Consider the following 15657-nt stretch of genomic DNA (forward strand, 5'->3'; position numbering starts at 1 on the left):
GATAGGCTGCATTTTTTGGCCTCAAGTTGCACCTTGTGCAGACGGATTTTCTTTTGAACCACACAACTTCTCTTGCCCAGGCGACCCCGCCGCTACGCGTTGCCGTCATAGGCGGCGGCCCCGCCGGCCTGATGGCCGCCGAGGTGCTGGCCAGTGCCGGCCAGGCGCTGTCTGTGCAGCTGTTTGACGCCATGCCTTCGGTGGGCCGCAAGTTCTTGCTGGCCGGCCGGGGCGGGCTCAACCTGACCCATTCCGAGCCGCCTGAGTTTTTCATGAAGCGCTACGGCGAGCGCAGCGAGCAGCTGCAGCCGTTGATCGCCGCCTTTGGCCCGAACGAGCTGCGCGCCTGGGCCGATGCCCTGGGCGTGGAAACCTTTGTCGGCAGCTCGGGCCTGGTGTTTCCCAAGGACATGAAGGCCGCGCCGCTGCTGCGCGCCTGGCTGCAGCGCCTGCGCAATGCGGGCGTGCAGTTTTCCATGCGCCATCGCTGGCTGGGCTGGGCCGAAGACGGTGCGCTGAAGTTTGCCAGCCCCGCCGGCGAGGTGAAGGTAGAGGCCGACGCCGTGGTGCTGGCGCTGGGTGGCGGCAGCTGGGCCCGGCTGGGCTCAGACGGCGCCTGGCTGCCGCTGCTGGCCGAGCGTGGCGTGGCGCTGGCGCCGCTGCAGCCCTCCAATTGTGGTTTTGAGGTGGCGGCAGCGCCAGGGCGTGCCGCCGCGTCAGCCGGCTGGAGCGAGCATTTTTCCAGCCGCTTTGCCGGCCAGCCCTTCAAGTCGGTGGCCATCAGCTTCACCGATTCGCGGGGCCGCAGCTTTCGCCGCAAGGGCGAATTCGTGGCCACCGCCGCCGGCGTTGAGGGTAGCCTGGTTTACGCCGTTTCCAGCCTGCTGCGCGACGAGATCGCGGCCCACGGCAGCGCCACCTTCCAGCTCGACCTGCTGCCCGACAGAACGCCCGAGCAGGTGCTGGCCGAAGTGCGCCACCCGCGCGGCTCGCGCTCGCTGTCCAGCCACCTCAAGAGCCGTTTAAACCTGGACGGCATCAAGGCCGCCATGCTCTATGAGCTGCTGGGCAAGGACGACATTGCCGATCCGCTGAAGCTGGCCGCCGCCATCAAGGCCTTGCCGGTGCGCGTGATCGCCACCCGGCCGATTGACGAAGCCATCAGCAGCGCCGGCGGCGTCCGCTTTGATGGGATGGACGCGCAGCTGCAAGTCACAACCCCGGCAGGCATCAAGCCGCCGCTGTTTTGCGCTGGTGAAATGCTGGACTGGGAAGCACCCACGGGCGGTTACCTGCTGACGGCTTGCTTTGCCAGCGGCCATGCTGCCGGACACGGTGTTTTAAGCCGTTTAGGCCTCTAGGCCAATCAGGATATACGCTACCAGCTATTGATTTGGTAGCGGTTTGTTTTTTGTCGAATCTCAAAATTTAGGAAAAGAGCTTGCCATGATCGTGCGTTTTCACATCGATCCGATTGAACAAGGACACTACGAGTACCGCGTCAGCTACGAAGGCGAAGAGCTTTACGGCGACGCCGGCCTGGACAGCATAGAAGACTGCATCGTGGCCGCCACCGAAGGCCTGGGCGGTGACGCGATCGGCGCCGAAGTGGCTTACAAGGGCGTGATCAGCGGCACTTATGCGCTGGCTTCGCTGGCCCTGGCAACCGAGCAGATCGCCGTGCATGCCCTGCAGACCACCGAGGCGATCGAAGAGGCTTTCCGCCAGGACTAGCCGCGCCGCGTGACTGCGCCAATCCGACGGAGATCCATGGATGTCCGCGGATAGCGCCGCAGCAGCATTTCGCATGACCCCCTAGAAAGAAACGAATCAGCTTGGCCATGGATACATTTATTTTGGCAAGCCTGCTGTTGGCAGGCATCTACATCATCCGGTCCAGGCAGCAGCGCCAGCGCATGGCGCTGCTGGGTGCGCACCTGCAGAAATACCACATCGAAAAGCTCATGGAAAGGCTACACCTGGGCTATATGGAGGCGCTGGGCGAGGCCGATCCAGCCCGGCGCGAGCAACGCTGGCAGGCGCTGAGCGCCACCGAGGCCACACTGTCCGAGCAGTTCAACCGCTTTGCCACCGAATTTGCCAAGGTCGAAGAGGCCCAGGCCCTGGCCAGCAAGCTGCCGCTGGCCTTGCCCTTTGCCGAAAAGCTGTTTCCCAGCGCCACCTTCGATATGCGCAAACTCCTGGCCGTACACGCGCGCAGCATCAGCCAGACCGCGCAAAACAGCGCCAACCTGAACCTCAAGCGCAAGGCCTTCACGATGTCGGCCGAATTGTTTTTGATGCAGCACAGCTGCCATTGGTTTTGCAAGTCAAAAACCACCGCCAGCGCCCGAATGATGGCCAGAAACCAAACCTCGCACGCCCAGTTGCTGGCGTCGGTTTCGCCCGGCACGCGGGATGCTTATTGCCAGTTGATGGTGGACTGATCAGCCCGGCGCCGGGCTGATGGCGCTCCAAGGGTTTGTCATTGAGGGCGCTTCGCTTGCAAAGAGTTATTCGTCCTTTTCTTTGACTAGCGCTGCCGACGTAGGTTTCGCCTCTTGAGGCTCATTGGGCCTTTTAGGCTCGAACTCTCGTTTGGTATATGTGAACGCTCCAATATTGCCGCTGAGATAAGACTTAAGCATCTCGATCTTCAGATATCCGAGCAGTTAAGACGCTCTGAGAAGGGCCGCTCCGCCAATGAAACAGCCGATCCAAAAAGCCCCAAGGCATGCATAGGGGAGGATGAGACCCCACCCGCCGCGTTTGATGCTCCTTGCATCATCCTGCTTCGCCACGGCTTCCCATGGAAGTTTGTCTGCCAGATACCTATTTACGTCATCTCTGTATCCCCAAAAGAGACCAGCAGACCGGTGGTAGCGATGAGCTACTGCAACACCCGTCAGCAATACGCCGGTAATGAATGCCAGCAGCGCCCATCTAGCGCTATTCAGGTCCAGCGCTTTACTGGCGGTGCCCAAGAATCCAAGCGTTGCTATCACCCCACCCGAGTTTGTGAGCAGAATGTATTTGTATACCTTGTCGCCCCACTCTTTTTCAAGGGCGTGAAGTTGGCCCCAGCGAGTGTTGATACGGGCTAGTTTCTCAGCTTGGCGTTCCGGCGTGAGTGTTGAAAATGTTTCCATGAATTCTCCCCAATGGATCATTACAGCATGTGGCCGGGCCGTGTATGGCTGCGACGCGAACGTTCGCTAATTGATTGTCAGAGTGCCCTGTGGTGATGTTGTAGTCAGCTGTGCCGAACAACTTCGGGAGGCGAGGCGGCACGGCCACGCGGACATACCATGTAGCGCAGCGCTGATTTATTCTCGTTGTAGGGAACACGGCCTTTTCAGTCATAAAAGACTGAGGAAGGTGCTGCAAACAGGTGTTGCAGAGGCAGCCCGAAAGGCTGCTTTGGGCTTGAAACACGCATGAATAGGCGGTTTCAGAATAAAAGGTGACGAGCCTTGACCCCGGCACTGGCTCCGCAGTTAGGGCTGCTTGGTTCCCCATCTGACCCGGTTGGCCGCTTTACCATGCGGGAAGGCCCGTCACCAAGGATTGTAAGTCAGTTGAGAATGACCTTTGCCGCAGGCAGGCGCATCAGTGATAAATTTCAGGGAAAAGGTCGCTCCCGGCCAATTTAGAATGGTCGGATGTCCTATCTAGTTCTTGCCCGCAAATACCGCCCCCGAAATTTCTCTGAAATGGTGGGGCAGTCGCATGTGGTGCAAGCCCTGGGCAATGCGCTGGGCACCGGGCGCCTGCACCATGCCTACCTATTCACCGGCACCCGGGGCGTGGGCAAGACCACCATTTCGCGCATTCTGGCCAAGTCGCTCAATTGCCTGGGGGTTGACGGGCTGGGCGGCATCACCGCCACGCCTTGCGGCGTGTGCCAGGCCTGTACCGACATCGACAGCGGCCGCTTTGTCGACTACACCGAGCTGGACGCGGCATCCAACCGTGGTGTTGATGAAATCGCGCAACTGCTGGAGCAGGCGGTTTACAAGCCGGTGGTGGGTCGCTTCAAGGTCTTCATGATCGATGAGGTTCACATGCTGACGAACACGGCTTTCAACGCCATGCTCAAGACGCTGGAGGAACCCCCCGAATACCTCAAGTTCGTGCTGGCCACGACCGATCCGCAAAAAGTGCCGGCCACGGTGCTGTCGCGCTGCCTGCAGTTCAATCTGCGGCCCATGGCGCCCGAGACGGTGCTGGAGCATCTGGTTCAGGTCTTGAGCGCCGAAAACGTGCCGGCTGAGCCTCAGGCCTTGCGTCTGCTGGCGCGTGCCGCGCGTGGCTCCATGCGCGATGCGCTGTCGCTGACCGACCAGGCGATTGCCTTTGGCTCGGGCCAGTTGCAGGAAGCCAGCGTGCGCACCATGCTGGGCAGCGTGGATCGCAGCTATGTGTTTCGCCTGCTCGATGCGCTGGCCAGCGGCGATGGCCGAGCCGTGGTGGAAACCTCTGAAGTGCTGCGCCTCAACGGACTGAGCGCCGCCTCCACGCTGGAAGAAATGACCACCATACTGCAGCGCATGGCGGTGCTGCAGGCGGTGCCCGACATGGGCGCCGGTGACAACGACTCCGACCCCGAGATTGCCGAAACGGCGCGGCTGGCCCAGGCCATGCCTGCCGATGAAACCCAGCTGCTCTACAGCCTGTGCCTGCATGGCCGCGGCGAGCTGGGTCTGGCGCCCGACGAATACGCGGCGCTGACCATGGTGTTGCTGCGCCTGCTGGCCTTCAAGCCTGCTGGCGTTACGCGGCCTGTTGCGGCATCTGCTTCGTCGGGGAGCGCCGTCGAGCCCCTAAAAAAGCCACAGCCTGAGCTGACTCCGGTCAGCGCCCCGGTGCGGTATGCGATGCCGGTAGCGGAGCCCGTGCCTGTGCGCATGGCTGAGCCTGCGCCGGTTTTGGCGCAAGTTTTTGAGCCAAATAGGCCTGTAGCCCAGGCGGAGCGGGTGCAAGCAGCTATCAATTCAGAAGCGACTGAGGCGGTAGGGGCGGCAGAAGTGGCAGAAGTGCCGCCTGCAGTCCCCGTGCCGCGCCCGCAGCCCGCGCAGGTGACGGCGACGGCGGCACCAGCGGACGCCAGCCCATTGGGCGACGTCTGGAGCCAGACCGTGAACCAGCTGGTGGCCGCCGAGGCGGTGGCTGCCCTGACGCGCGAGTTGGCCCTGCAGTCCGAGCTGCAGAGCCAGGAGGATGGTGTCTGGGTCTTGCGCGTGGAGCTGGAGGCCCTGAGTCAGAACGCCGCCCGCGAGAAGTTGCAACTGGCCTTGCAGACGGCGCTGGCGAATTCGACCCTGAAGCTGGTCGTGGAGTTGGGCGCCGTGAAGGACACCCCGGCGCGCCGCAATGCCGCCGCGCTCGCAGCGCGTCAGCGCGCCGCCGAGGAGCTGATTCAGAACGACCCGTTTGTGCAGGAAATGATGCGCGACTGGGGTGCCAGAATCGTCCCAGGCAGCATCAAGAGCGTTTCACCCTCGCCGTCACCCTCGGCTTCGACTTCGGCTTGAGCGCCCGGCCCCAGCCGCCAAGCCGATATGATCGGCAACAGTTTTTTTGATCCCCCCATTTAAAGGAAAAAATCATGTTTAACAAAGGACAACTCGCAGGCCTCATGAAGCAGGCCCAGGCGATGCAGGACAACCTGAAAAAAGCCCAGGACGACCTGGCTTTTGTGGAAGTGACGGCGGAAGCCGGCGCCGGACTGGTGAAGGTCACCATGACCTGCAAGCACGACGTCAAACGCATTGAAATCGACCCCAGCTTGCTGACGGACGACAAGGACATGCTGGAAGACCTGGTGGCCGCAGCTTTCAATGCCGCCGTGCGCAAGGCCGAAGAAGTCAGCCAGGAAAAAATGGGCAAGTTGACGGCGGGCATGCCCAGCCTGCCTGGCGGCATGAAGTTTCCTTTCTGATTGTCCCAGCGCCTGGGGGGCGAGGCGGCGCACACGCACAGCGCTGTCCCGCCGCTCGCTCCCCATCGATTGAATTCCCGCTTTCCCTCGCTTTTTCCCGTCTTCCCCCGTCTTTTTACCCACTCCCTAAATGGCCACTTCCAACGCTCTTGAGGGCTTGACCCAGGCCTTGCGCCGCTTGCCTGGCGTGGGTGCCAAGTCGGCCGCGCGCATGGCCTTTCATCTCTTGCAGAACGATAAGCCCGGGGCTTTGCAAATTGCGCGGGCGCTGGAATATGCGGTGAGCAGCGTCAAGCACTGCGCCCTGTGCAACACCCTGACCGAGCAGGAGATTTGCGTCACTTGTGCCAATCCGCAGCGCGACCGCAGCCAGTTATGCGTGGTGGAGACGCCGGCCGACCAGGCGGCGCTGGAGCGCACGCTGGCCTATCGCGGCCTGTACTTCGTGCTCATGGGCAAGCTCAGTCCGCTGGACGGCATCGGCCCCAACGAGATCGGCCTGCAAATATTGTTTGACCGCGTGGTGCCCAAGGACGAGCAGGGCGAGCCGCTGCCGGCTGCTGAACGTGAGGTGAGGGAAGTCATTTTGGCGACCAATTTCACCGCCGAGGGCGAGGCCACGGCGCATGTGATTGCCCAGGGGCTGAAGAGCCGAGGCGTGCAGGTGACGCGACTGGCACGCGGCGTGCCCGTGGGCAGTGAACTCGAATACGTTGATCTGGGCACCATTGCCCATGCGCTGGTCGATCGGCGCTGAGGGTTAACGCCTTTATCAGCGCAAAAAAACAAGCAAGAGAGGGATTTCATCATGACGTTCGCACGCTTCACCATCGCTTACTGGTGTGTTCTGGTGGCGGCTTTGTTGCCCATCGTCTGCGCCGGCATTGCCAAGTACGGCACCATGAGCACGCCCCGGCGCGAGGGCGGCTACGACAACCATAATCCGCGTGCCTGGCTGGCACGCCAGACCGACTGGCGCGCCCGCGCCAACGCGGCGCAGGCCAACACCTTTGAGGCGCTGCCGTTTTTCTTTGCCGCCGTGATCATTGCGCACCAACTGCAGGCGGGGCAGACCTGGCTGGATATTTTGGCCTTGCTGTTTGTGGTGCTGCGCATGGCCTACATCATGATGTACGTGGCCGATCTGGCCACCGTGCGCTCGGCGATCTGGGCGCTGGCCCTGTTCGTCAATATCGGGATACTTTTTGCGGGCTATCGCTGATCGCTACTGATGCGTGCAAAAGGCGCTAGTAAGCATTCGTAAGCGAGTCCTTCGCTGGTAAAAACCCGCACGGGGATGACCCCGATGCGGTTTTTTTTTGCCGCTCCTAAGCTCTTGTCATGCACAAGAGAGGATTCAACATGAACCGCCAAGCCCTTATTTCCCGCCGCATCTTTACCGGTGGTACGGTGCTTGCCGCCGCAACGCTGGCGGTGCCGGCCTTGCGCGCGCAATCGCGGCTGGAGAAAACAAAAATAGCCATGGCCGTGGGTGGCAAGGCGGCTTTTTACTACCTGCCGCTGACCATCTCCGAGCAACTGGGTTATTTCAAGGCCGAAGGTCTGGAGGTGGAGATCAGCGACTTCGCCGGTGGCGCGCGGGCCTTGCAGGCGGTGGTGGGCGGATCGGCTGACGTTTGCTCGGGGGCGTTTGAGCACACCATCAACCTGCAGTCCAAGAACCAGATGTTTCAGGCTTTTGTGCTGCAGGGCCGGGCACCGCAAATCGCGTTTGGCGTGTCTACCAAGACCATGCCCAACTACAGGACGATTGCCGACCTCAAGGGCAAGAGGATCGGTGTCTCGGCGCCCGGATCCTCCACCAACATGATGGCCAATCTGGTGTTGTCGCGCGCCGGCCTGAAGGCCAGCGATGTGAGCTTCATCGGGGTGGGAACGGCCGCCGGTGCGCTCACCGCGCTGCGTTCGGGCCAGATCGACGCCATGAGCAATACCGATCCGGTCATGACCATGCTGGAGCAGAAAAATGAGGTCAAGATCATCAGCGACACCCGCACGCTCAAGGGGACCCTGGAGGTGTTCGGCGGTCCGATGCCGGCCGCCTGCCTGTATGCCCCCATGGACTTCATCCAGAAGCACCCCAACACCTGCCAGGCGCTGGCCAATGCCATCGTCCATGGGTTGAAGTGGCTGCAAACGGCGGGGCCCGGCGACATTATCAAGACCGTGCCGGACAGCTATTTGCTGGGGGATCGCGGGCTTTATCTGGCTTCGTTCAACAAGGTGCGCGAGTCGATCTCGCTCGACGGCATCATTCCCGATGACGGCGCTCGCACGGCTCTGAAGGCGCTGGCCAGCTTTGATCCCAGCATCAAGGCCGACAAGATAGACCTTGCCAAGACCTATACCAACGAATTTGCGCGGCAGGCTAAGGAACGTTTCAAGGCTTAACCGTCCTGCCCGCCATCGTCATACGGGGAGAGCGCTCCAGCTTTTTACATGCCAGACACTGCCAACGCCAGCCAGGCGGACTATGCCCTGGAACTGCTTGATTTGAACTGCACTTTCCGCTCGCGGGATGATGCGAGCCAGCGCTACACCGCCGTCAGCAGCACCACACTGCGCATTCGCGCCGGCGAGTTTGTCTCCGTGGTCGGGCCGACCGGCTGCGGCAAGTCCACGCTGCTCAATATCGGTGCCGGCTTGCTGGCGCCCTCTTCGGGCGAAGTGAGGGTGTTTGGTCAGCGGCTGCATGGCATCAATACGCGCGCCGGCTATATGTTTCAGAGTGATGCGCTCATGCCCTGGCGCAGCGCCATTGATAACGTCATGCTGGGCCTGCAGTATCGCGGCGTGGCCGAGCTAGAGGCCAGAGCGCAGGCGCAAGCCTGGCTGGAGCGCGTGGGCTTGAGCGAGTTCGGCGACCGTTATCCGCATCAGCTCTCGGGTGGCATGCGCAAGCGCGCGGCGCTGGCGCAGGTGTTGGCACTGGACCCCGACATCATCCTGATGGATGAGCCCTTCAGCGCGCTGGACGTCCAGACGCGGCAACTGATGGAAAACGAGGTGCTGGATTTGTGGGCAGCCAAGAAGAAGGCCGTGCTCTTTATCACCCACGATCTGGACGAGGCCATTGCCATGAGTGACCGCGTGGTGGTGCTGTCGGCCGGCCCGGGCACGCACCCCATTGGCGAGTTCGTGGTTGACTTGCCGCGTCCGCGCGATGTTGCCGAAGTCCGGCATCAGCCGCGTTTCGTGGCCTTGCACACGCAGATCTGGAACGTGCTGCGCGAGGAAGTGCTCAAGGGCTATGCGCAGCAGCTGAAGAAGGCCGCCTGACATGTGGCGTCATATCAAACCGGCTGAAAGTAATTTACGCGCCTGGCAGTTGGGTTTGCTGGTGGTGGTTTTGCTGGGCTGGCAGTTGGCCTCGCGTGACCAGCAGATCGCCTTTTTCCTGGGCGAGCCGGTCAAGGTGGCGGGCCGGGTCTGGAGCTGGTTCATGCCCTTTAGCTTTGGCGAGAACCGGCTTTTCCCTGATGGCTTGCCGGGCAATGCCGACATTTACCTGCACCTGGGCGTCACTCTGCTGGAGACCGTGCTGGCCTTCGGCATAGGCACGTTGCTGGGGCTGGCTTGCGGCTTGTGGCTGGCATTGGCGCCCAGCGCCAGCGCCATCCTGGAGCCTTACATCAAGGCCGCCAATTCCATGCCCCGGGTGATCCTGGCGCCCATTTTTGCGTTGTGGTTCGGTCTGGGCATCTGGAGCAAGGTGGCGCTGGCCGTGACGCTGGTCTTTTTTATCGTCTTCTTCAATGTCTACCAGGGTGTGAAAGAGGTCAGTCCGGTGGTGTTGGCCAATGCCCGCATGTTGGGCGCCAACCAGCGGCAATTGCTGCGCACGGTTTATCTGCCGAGTGCGACCAGCTGGGTGTTTTCCAGCTTGCACACCTCTGTGGGCCTGGCCTTTGTCGGTGCAGTGGTGGGCGAATACCTGGGCTCGGCGCGCGGCGTCGGCTATCTCATCTTGCAGGCCGAAGGCACTTTTGATGTCAACACGGTCTTTGCCGGCATCGTGGTGTTAACGGTTTTCGCCTTGCTGCTCGATGGTATTGTGGGCAAGCTGGAAAAGCGGCTCATGAAGTGGCAACCACGCAGCGGTGAAACTGAAAAGCTCTAGGCCTTGTTGCAGGTGTTTCCAGTCAGCCAGCCGGTCTTCGCTATTTTCCCTGTCCTTCTACATCCGGGTTCTGTACGACGGCGTAAAGTGATGAGGACGCATGCCTTTGTAGTGGGTGGAAATTGCGATGGAATGACTCTCAACACTTCAAGGAAATACCATGAATCTCGCACACAGCATTGGCCCCATCGCCTCTCTGATCGCCGGCATCCTTATCCTGATCATTCCCCGCCTTCTCAACTACATCGTGGCGATCTATCTGATCGTCATCGGTTTGATTGGCCTGTTCGGAACCGGGTCGCTGCGCTTGTAATTCAGGATTGAATCTGGGCGCGTATCAGCGCTTCTTCGATTTCACCACCGCATGGCTGGCACTGCGCTTGACGGGTTTGGCCTTTGCGCCGCGGCCCGAGGACGCCACCTGGCTTTTGGTCGAGCCTTTGACCGAACTGCTGCCTGACCAGGAGGCTCTGGCCTTGATGGGCAGAAATACCACCACCTGATGACCTGGCTTGAAGCCGGCATTGGCATGGACGTCATTCCAGTCGGCCACGCTGGCAGCGGCCAGTCCGTAACGTTTGGCAATGGAGGCCACGGACTCGCCCTTGCGGGCTTTGACGGTGGTGCGGCGCGTGACGATCTCAGGCGTCAGGGACACCTGGGCGTTGTCGGCCACATGGCTGGTCACGTCATTTTCCATTCGGGCCGAGCGCGGTACAAGCAGGGTGGAACCGGCCTTGATGAGCATGCGTGGCGGGATGTTGTTGACGCCGCGCAGGTCGGCTTCGCTCATGCCAGTGTGCCGCGCCGCCTCCGCCGGGTTCATGGTGCTCGGGGCGGTCCAGGCCGTCCAGCTGGAGTATTGGCCCTGGCTATAGGCGTCGAAATTACGCTGAAACACCAGGGCGTTGTCCCAGGGCAGCAGAATCTGCGGCGTGCCCGCGGCAAGAATGACGGGGCGGTGGGCCGAGGGGTTGAGAGCCTTGAAGTCCTCTATCCTCACGTCGGCAAGTCGCGCGGCCAGGGCCACGTCGATGTCGCGCGAGATCTGCACTTGCTGGAAATAAGGGTGGTTTTCAATCAGCGGCAGCTCGGCGCCGAAGGCCTGCGGATTGGCAATGATGTTTTCCACGGCCTGCAGCTTGGGCACATAAAGCCGGGTCTCCGCCGGCATGTTGAGTTCGTTGTAACTGGTGCCCAGGCCGGCCTTCTGGTTTTTGGCGATGGCGCGAGCCACGCTGCCTTCGCCCCAGTTGTAGGCAGCCAAGGCCAAATGCCAGTCACCAAACATGCCGTAAAGCTTTTGCAGATAGTCAAGCGCGGCGCGGGTGGAGGCCAGCACGTCGCGGCGATCATCACGAAATACGTTTTGCTTCAGGTCGAAGTATTTGCCGGTGGCCGGCATGAACTGCCACATGCCGGCGGCCTTGGCGCTGGAAACAGCCTGCGGGTTGAAGGCGCTTTCGATGAAGGGCAGCAAGGCCAGTTCGGTGGGCATCTGGCGGCGCTCAAGCTCTTCAACAATGTGGAAAAGGTATTTGCTGGAGCGCTCGGTCATGCGCTGCATGTAGTCAGGCCGGCTGGCGTACCACTGCTCGCGCTCGGTCACCAGTTCGTTTTGCAGATCGGGGATGGCAAAGCCGCGGCGAATGCGATCCCACAACTCCTTGGGGGGCTCGGTGGAAGCAATCTGGTGCGAATTGACCTGGCCCGGTGTGATGGCTTGCAGTGGGCCCTTTGGTGTCAGGGGCTTGGTATTGGGCGTGGTGCCGGGAGGGGTGGTGCCGGTCTTGAGCACCGGGTCGCCTGGCATGCCGGTCTGGGTGGCGCAGCCGGCAAGCACAGACATCACCACCAGCAGGGCTAGCGTTGCAAATCGGGTGTTGAAAGAGCGGAAAGACTGGATGGGGGCAGCAATGCAGTAGTGAGGTGTCATTTGTATTGGTTCTTCCACTGCCTGATGGCGGCAAATACGGTGTTGTCGTCCTGGGCCGTCGCATCAAAGCGGTGGGCAGCGGCCATGATAGTGGCTTGTCGGGTTCGCAGGAAAGGGTTTATTAACCGTTCCTGGGCGATGGAAGTGGGCAAGGTTGGCTGGTTTTCTTCGCGTAAGCGCATGCAGTGTGCCTGATAGGTCACCAAATCGGCGTTGCTAGGTTCGACGGTCATGGCAAAACGCAGGTTGCTCAGTGTGTATTCATGGGTGCAGCACACCACGGTATGGCCGGGCAGGGCGGCAAGCTGGTCGAGCGAGTTCAGCATTTGCGCCGGCGTGCCTTCAAACAGCCGGCCGCAACCCCCGGAGAAAAGGGTGTCGCCGCAAAAGAGCAAGGGCTTGCCGTCAACATCCTGGGCGTAATAGGCAATATGGCCTGCCGTATGGCCGGGTAGGTCCAGCACCTGGAAATCCAGCCCCAGGGCGTGTACCGTATTTCCGCCCTGCAGCGCTGTAAACGGCCCGGGAATGAGCTCTTTTGCCGGGCCATAAACTTTTGCGCCCGTGGCTTCGCGCAGCGCATCAACGCCGCCGGTATGGTCTGCGTGATGGTGCGTGACTAGAATCGACTCTAATTGCAGCGCGTGCTGTTCCAGTGCCCGCTCAATGGGTTCGGCATCACCCGGGTCGACGACCAGGGCGCGCTTGCCGTCGTGCAGCAACCAGAGGTAGTTGTCGGCAAAAGCGGGAACGGGAATCAAATACATGCAGTGGTCTCGATGAACTCGGAAATTATAGGTTTGACGGACTGGCTGAAGTCCCCACCGGGGGCTTATCTGCTGCGCTGGGAAAGCGCGCAATTTGACCAGGCTGTGAGCGACATCTTTGGCTACCACGCCTTGCAGCTCGGCCTGGCCGAACTCGATGCCCTGCAGTCCAACCGCATGCCGCACAAATGGCTGGCAATGACGTCCTTGCCCAGGGCGTCGGCCGGCCCCTCTTCGCAAGAAACGGCCCTGCATGAGAACGCCAAGCTTGCCACAAGTTCCCCGCATGTGGCCTTGGTGACCGATTCTGGCGCGCTGCCGTTTCCCGAGAGCAGCCTTGACCTGGTGGTGTTGCCGCACACGCTGGAGCTTAGCAGCGATCCCCATGCTACCTTGCGCGAGGTCGAGCGGGTGCTGGTTCCCGAAGGGCGTGTGGTCATCAGCGGGCTGAATCCGGCCAGTCTGTGGGGTTTGCGTCAGCGGCGCGGCCACCTTTATCAGGGCTTGGGATCTGACAAGCTGTTTTTACCCAGAACCGGCGAGTTCATAGGCTACTGGCGTCTTCGTGACTGGCTGAGGCTGCTCAACTTTGAGGTAGAGTCGGGGCGCTTTGGCTGTTACAGGCCGGCACTGACCAGTCAGAAATGGCTGAATCGTTTCGACTGGATGGACGCGGCCGGTGAGCGCTGGTGGCCTATTTTTGGCGCCGTTTATTTTTTGACGGCGGTCAAGCGGGTGCGCGGCATGCGTCTGCTGGAGCCCAGCTGGAAGACGCGTAAAGTGCCGGCGGCCGCACCATCCGCGGTGGCAAACAAAGAGTCGGCCGACCGCTCAGGGCCGCAAACCTGACTTTTAAACATCTAAACATCACCAGGCATAGGCCTGAAATTCAAAACAACGCATGACCGATTTATCAACAGGCACAACACAACAACAGGTGGTGATTTACACCGATGGCGCCTGCAAGGGCAATCCCGGACCGGGTGGCTGGGGCGCATTGCTGAGCATGGGCGGCACAGAGAAAGAGCTGTTTGGCGGCGAGCTGGGTACCACCAACAATCGCATGGAAATGACGGCTGTCATCGAGGCGCTGGCCGCGCTTAAACGGCCTTGCAGCGTCACGCTCTACCTGGACAGCGAGTATGTGCGCAAAGGCATTACCGAGTGGATTCACGGCTGGAAAGCCAGGGGCTGGCGCACCGCAGCCAAGGCGCCGGTCAAGAACGTCGACTTGTGGCAGCGGCTCGATGGGCTGGTGGCCTCCAGCGGTCACAAGATCGATTGGCGCTGGGTCAAGGGCCATGCCGGCGACCCCGGTAATGAGCGCGCCGATGCCCTGGCCAACAAGGGCGTGGAACGGGCCTTGGGTCGCCTCTGAAGCGTCAGACGGCGGCGTTGCGGCCCGGCGGGCCAGGTCGTTTGGTAAAGGCACTGTAAAGCTGGCCTGGAGCCCATACTGTCATGCGCTGAAATGCTGCGGCAGTCATGGCGTCCTGCTACATTGGAAGTTTGTTTCGTTTTATAACAAGTCACTCTTTCTAGCTCTTACATGGCATCAAAAGCAATTTATACCGTGGTCGCCATTGCAGGTATTGCAGCGGCTTCCGGCGCTGCCTGGTGGTACCAGAAACCCCACACCAAAGATGGCGCCAGGGGGGCTTCGACGGCGGCCGCGCCAGCGTCTGCCAACGGTGGCGGCGCCAGCAAGTCGCCTTCGGTAGAGGTTGCCAAGGTGGAGCTGAGCCGGCTTGTCGATGACACCCAGGCGGTCGGCAGCTTGCGTTCGCGTCGGGGCGTGGTGCTGCGTCCGGAAGTCAGCGGGCGCATCACGCAGCTCAATTTCACCGACGGCCAGCGGGTGCGCAAAGGCCAGTTGCTGGTGCAGTTTGACGACCAGCTGCAGCTGGCGCAAGTTCAGCAAAGTCAGGCCGAACTGTCGATTGCCCAGGCCAACCAGAAGCGCAACCAGGAGCTGGTGGCGCAAAACTTCATCAGCCAGCGCTCGCTGGATGAAAGTGCCGCCAACTTGCAGGTGGCCCAGGCCAAGCTTGCCCTGGCCAAGGCCACAGCGGCGCGGCTGAAAATCATCGCGCCGTTTGACGGCATCGCCGGTATTCGCCAGGTCAACGTCGGCGACTATCTAAAGGACGGCTCCGACATTGTCAATATCGAAGACATCGAAGCCATGTATGTGGATTTCCGTCTCCCCGAGCGTTATCAATCCAAGGTCAAGCGCGGCCAGACCGCCGTGCTGGGCATTGATGCGCTGCCCGGCCGTAGCTACACCGCGCAAATCCAGGCCATAGATCCCCTGATTGATGCCAACGGGCGTTCCGTCGGCATTCGCGCCTGCATAGACAACCGTCAGCTGCAGCTGCGCCCTGGCATGTTTGCCCGCGTCAACACTGTTTTTGGCGTGCGTGACAACGCGCGCGTGATTCCCGAAGAGGCCATTGTTCCGCAGGGCGGCAAGCAGTTTGTGATCAAGCTGCTGGAGGGCCAGAGCGAAGGGACCCGGACGACCCAACGTGTGGAGGTCAAGGTCGGCTTGCGCAGCCCCGGCAAGGTTGAAATCCTGGCAGGGCTGGAGCCGGGCGACACCGTGGTGACAAGCGGCCAGCAGCGGGTGCAGCGCGACGGCACCACAGTCAAGGTGGTGGACCTGGCAAGCACCCGTGCGGCGAGTCCGGCCGCTGCCGTCGAATCGCCTCAGACGGCGCCGGCCGCCGCCGTCATCTCCGGCCCCAACCCCTGCGGTGTGGTGGTGTCAGAGGCGCCAGCCCCGGCTCGCAGCACTGCTATCCCAGAGCGTGGCCCCGCCAATGTGGCCGCACGCAATCCGGCCTGAGCCGGAGCTTCATCTAAATCTGAG

At 61.4% G+C, this 15657-nt stretch carries 17 protein-coding genes and 1 other RNA gene; 14 read left to right on the forward strand and 4 right to left on the reverse strand.

Annotated elements, in window-relative coordinates:
* Positions 1–53: 53 nt before the first annotated feature.
* From BM160_RS14130 to BM160_RS14140, 3 genes are all read left to right on the forward strand, one after another.
* Complete coding sequence (locus BM160_RS14130) at positions 54–1361, forward strand: TIGR03862 family flavoprotein (RefSeq protein WP_255368896.1); 1308 nt, start codon at positions 54–56, stop codon at positions 1359–1361.
* A gap of 85 nt (positions 1362–1446) precedes the next feature.
* On the forward strand, positions 1447–1734 hold the full coding sequence (locus tag BM160_RS14135; protein ID WP_092006672.1) for a hypothetical protein: 288 nt from the start codon (positions 1447–1449) through the stop codon (positions 1732–1734).
* A gap of 107 nt (positions 1735–1841) precedes the next feature.
* Positions 1842–2447 carry a hypothetical protein gene (locus tag BM160_RS14140; RefSeq protein WP_092006676.1) on the forward strand — a complete coding sequence of 202 codons (606 nt, stop codon included), beginning with the start codon at positions 1842–1844 and terminating at the stop codon, positions 2445–2447.
* 225 nt (positions 2448–2672) lie between these two features.
* On the opposite strand, the gene BM160_RS14145 is transcribed toward BM160_RS14140, so the two are convergent.
* Both BM160_RS14145 and ffs read right to left on the reverse strand, forming a co-directional pair.
* A complete protein-coding gene (locus BM160_RS14145) occupies positions 2673–3149 on the reverse strand; it encodes a hypothetical protein (RefSeq protein WP_143093266.1) in 477 nt (158 codons plus the stop codon).
* Between the two features lie 313 nt (positions 3150–3462).
* Positions 3463–3559, reverse strand: an RNA gene (gene ffs / locus BM160_RS14150) — signal recognition particle sRNA small type.
* A 103-nt stretch (positions 3560–3662) separates the two neighbouring features.
* Between ffs and dnaX the strand changes: the two genes are divergently transcribed.
* The 8 genes from dnaX to BM160_RS14190 all read left to right on the forward strand — a co-directional run bounded on the left by dnaX (position 3663) and on the right by BM160_RS14190 (position 10395).
* Positions 3663–5534 carry a DNA polymerase III subunit gamma/tau gene (dnaX, locus tag BM160_RS14155; RefSeq protein ID WP_092006682.1) on the forward strand — a complete coding sequence of 624 codons (1872 nt, stop codon included), beginning with the start codon at positions 3663–3665 and terminating at the stop codon, positions 5532–5534.
* A gap of 74 nt (positions 5535–5608) precedes the next feature.
* Complete coding sequence (locus BM160_RS14160; protein WP_092006685.1) at positions 5609–5941, forward strand: YbaB/EbfC family nucleoid-associated protein; 333 nt, start codon at positions 5609–5611, stop codon at positions 5939–5941.
* 130 nt (positions 5942–6071) lie between these two features.
* On the forward strand, positions 6072–6698 hold the full coding sequence (gene recR / locus BM160_RS14165) for a recombination mediator RecR (RefSeq protein WP_092006688.1): 627 nt from the start codon (positions 6072–6074) through the stop codon (positions 6696–6698).
* 51 nt (positions 6699–6749) lie between these two features.
* Positions 6750–7163 (forward strand): MAPEG family protein, encoded by a 414-nt coding sequence (locus tag BM160_RS14170; RefSeq protein ID WP_092006691.1) that lies wholly within the window; start codon positions 6750–6752, stop codon positions 7161–7163.
* Between the two features lie 140 nt (positions 7164–7303).
* Positions 7304–8353, forward strand: coding sequence for an ABC transporter substrate-binding protein (locus BM160_RS14175; RefSeq protein WP_092006694.1), 1050 nt, complete (start codon positions 7304–7306; stop codon positions 8351–8353).
* A 48-nt stretch (positions 8354–8401) separates the two neighbouring features.
* Positions 8402–9241, forward strand: a complete 840-nt coding sequence (locus BM160_RS14180; RefSeq protein WP_092006697.1) for an ABC transporter ATP-binding protein — start codon at positions 8402–8404, stop codon at positions 9239–9241.
* A 1-nt stretch (position 9242) separates the two neighbouring features.
* On the forward strand, positions 9243–10082 hold the full coding sequence (locus BM160_RS14185; RefSeq protein ID WP_092006700.1) for an ABC transporter permease: 840 nt from the start codon (positions 9243–9245) through the stop codon (positions 10080–10082).
* A gap of 160 nt (positions 10083–10242) precedes the next feature.
* Positions 10243–10395 carry a DUF3096 domain-containing protein gene (locus BM160_RS14190; RefSeq protein ID WP_092006704.1) on the forward strand — a complete coding sequence of 51 codons (153 nt, stop codon included), beginning with the start codon at positions 10243–10245 and terminating at the stop codon, positions 10393–10395.
* 24 nt (positions 10396–10419) lie between these two features.
* Here the strand turns inward: BM160_RS14190 and BM160_RS14195 are convergent, their stop codons facing one another.
* Together BM160_RS14195 and gloB are read right to left on the reverse strand one after the other, a co-directional pair.
* Positions 10420–12018: a transglycosylase SLT domain-containing protein gene (locus tag BM160_RS14195; RefSeq protein WP_369821791.1), complete on the reverse strand. Its 1599-nt coding sequence runs from the start codon at positions 12016–12018 to the stop codon at positions 10420–10422.
* Positions 12015–12785 carry a hydroxyacylglutathione hydrolase gene (gloB, locus tag BM160_RS14200; RefSeq protein WP_092006707.1) on the reverse strand — a complete coding sequence of 257 codons (771 nt, stop codon included), beginning with the start codon at positions 12783–12785 and terminating at the stop codon, positions 12015–12017. Before gloB ends, BM160_RS14195 begins: the two co-directional genes overlap by 4 nt.
* 12 nt (positions 12786–12797) lie before the next feature.
* On the opposite strand from gloB, the gene BM160_RS14205 reads away from it, so the two are divergent.
* The 3 genes from BM160_RS14205 to BM160_RS14215 all read left to right on the forward strand — a co-directional run bounded on the left by BM160_RS14205 (position 12798) and on the right by BM160_RS14215 (position 15633).
* Positions 12798–13634, forward strand: a complete 837-nt coding sequence (locus tag BM160_RS14205) for a class I SAM-dependent methyltransferase (RefSeq protein WP_177219031.1) — start codon at positions 12798–12800, stop codon at positions 13632–13634.
* 52 nt (positions 13635–13686) lie between these two features.
* Positions 13687–14163: a ribonuclease HI gene (gene rnhA / locus BM160_RS14210; RefSeq protein WP_092006710.1), complete on the forward strand. Its 477-nt coding sequence runs from the start codon at positions 13687–13689 to the stop codon at positions 14161–14163.
* 171 nt (positions 14164–14334) lie between these two features.
* Entirely contained in the window at positions 14335–15633 is a 1299-nt protein-coding gene (locus BM160_RS14215) for an efflux RND transporter periplasmic adaptor subunit (protein ID WP_092006713.1), read from the forward strand.
* Positions 15634–15657: the final 24 nt, after the last annotated feature.

It is taken from the genome of Polaromonas sp. OV174 (genome assembly GCF_900112285.1).
Taxonomy (GTDB): Bacteria; Pseudomonadota; Gammaproteobacteria; order Burkholderiales; family Burkholderiaceae_C; genus Polaromonas.

What these genes read in the sequence shown, in the direction of transcription:
- BM160_RS14135 (WP_092006672.1), top strand. Translation starts at nt 1,447, where the DNA reads ATGATCGTGCGTTTTCACATCGATCCGATTGAACAAGGACACTACGAG.
- BM160_RS14140 (WP_092006676.1), top strand. Translation starts at nt 1,842, where the DNA reads ATGGATACATTTATTTTGGCAAGCCTGCTGTTGGCAGGCATCTACATC.
- BM160_RS14145 (WP_143093266.1), bottom strand. Translation starts at nt 3,149, where the DNA reads ATGGAAACATTTTCAACACTCACGCCGGAACGCCAAGCTGAGAAACTA.
- dnaX (WP_092006682.1), top strand. Translation starts at nt 3,663, where the DNA reads ATGTCCTATCTAGTTCTTGCCCGCAAATACCGCCCCCGAAATTTCTCT.
- BM160_RS14160 (WP_092006685.1), top strand. Translation starts at nt 5,609, where the DNA reads ATGTTTAACAAAGGACAACTCGCAGGCCTCATGAAGCAGGCCCAGGCG.
- recR (WP_092006688.1), top strand. Translation starts at nt 6,072, where the DNA reads ATGGCCACTTCCAACGCTCTTGAGGGCTTGACCCAGGCCTTGCGCCGC.
- BM160_RS14170 (WP_092006691.1), top strand. Translation starts at nt 6,750, where the DNA reads ATGACGTTCGCACGCTTCACCATCGCTTACTGGTGTGTTCTGGTGGCG.
- BM160_RS14175 (WP_092006694.1), top strand. Translation starts at nt 7,304, where the DNA reads ATGAACCGCCAAGCCCTTATTTCCCGCCGCATCTTTACCGGTGGTACG.
- BM160_RS14180 (WP_092006697.1), top strand. Translation starts at nt 8,402, where the DNA reads ATGCCAGACACTGCCAACGCCAGCCAGGCGGACTATGCCCTGGAACTG.
- BM160_RS14185 (WP_092006700.1), top strand. Translation starts at nt 9,243, where the DNA reads ATGTGGCGTCATATCAAACCGGCTGAAAGTAATTTACGCGCCTGGCAG.
- BM160_RS14190 (WP_092006704.1), top strand. Translation starts at nt 10,243, where the DNA reads ATGAATCTCGCACACAGCATTGGCCCCATCGCCTCTCTGATCGCCGGC.
- BM160_RS14195 (WP_369821791.1), bottom strand. Translation starts at nt 12,018, where the DNA reads ATGACACCTCACTACTGCATTGCTGCCCCCATCCAGTCTTTCCGCTCT.
- gloB (WP_092006707.1), bottom strand. Translation starts at nt 12,785, where the DNA reads ATGTATTTGATTCCCGTTCCCGCTTTTGCCGACAACTACCTCTGGTTG.
- BM160_RS14205 (WP_177219031.1), top strand. Translation starts at nt 12,798, where the DNA reads ATGAACTCGGAAATTATAGGTTTGACGGACTGGCTGAAGTCCCCACCG.
- rnhA (WP_092006710.1), top strand. Translation starts at nt 13,687, where the DNA reads ATGACCGATTTATCAACAGGCACAACACAACAACAGGTGGTGATTTAC.
- BM160_RS14215 (WP_092006713.1), top strand. Translation starts at nt 14,335, where the DNA reads ATGGCATCAAAAGCAATTTATACCGTGGTCGCCATTGCAGGTATTGCA.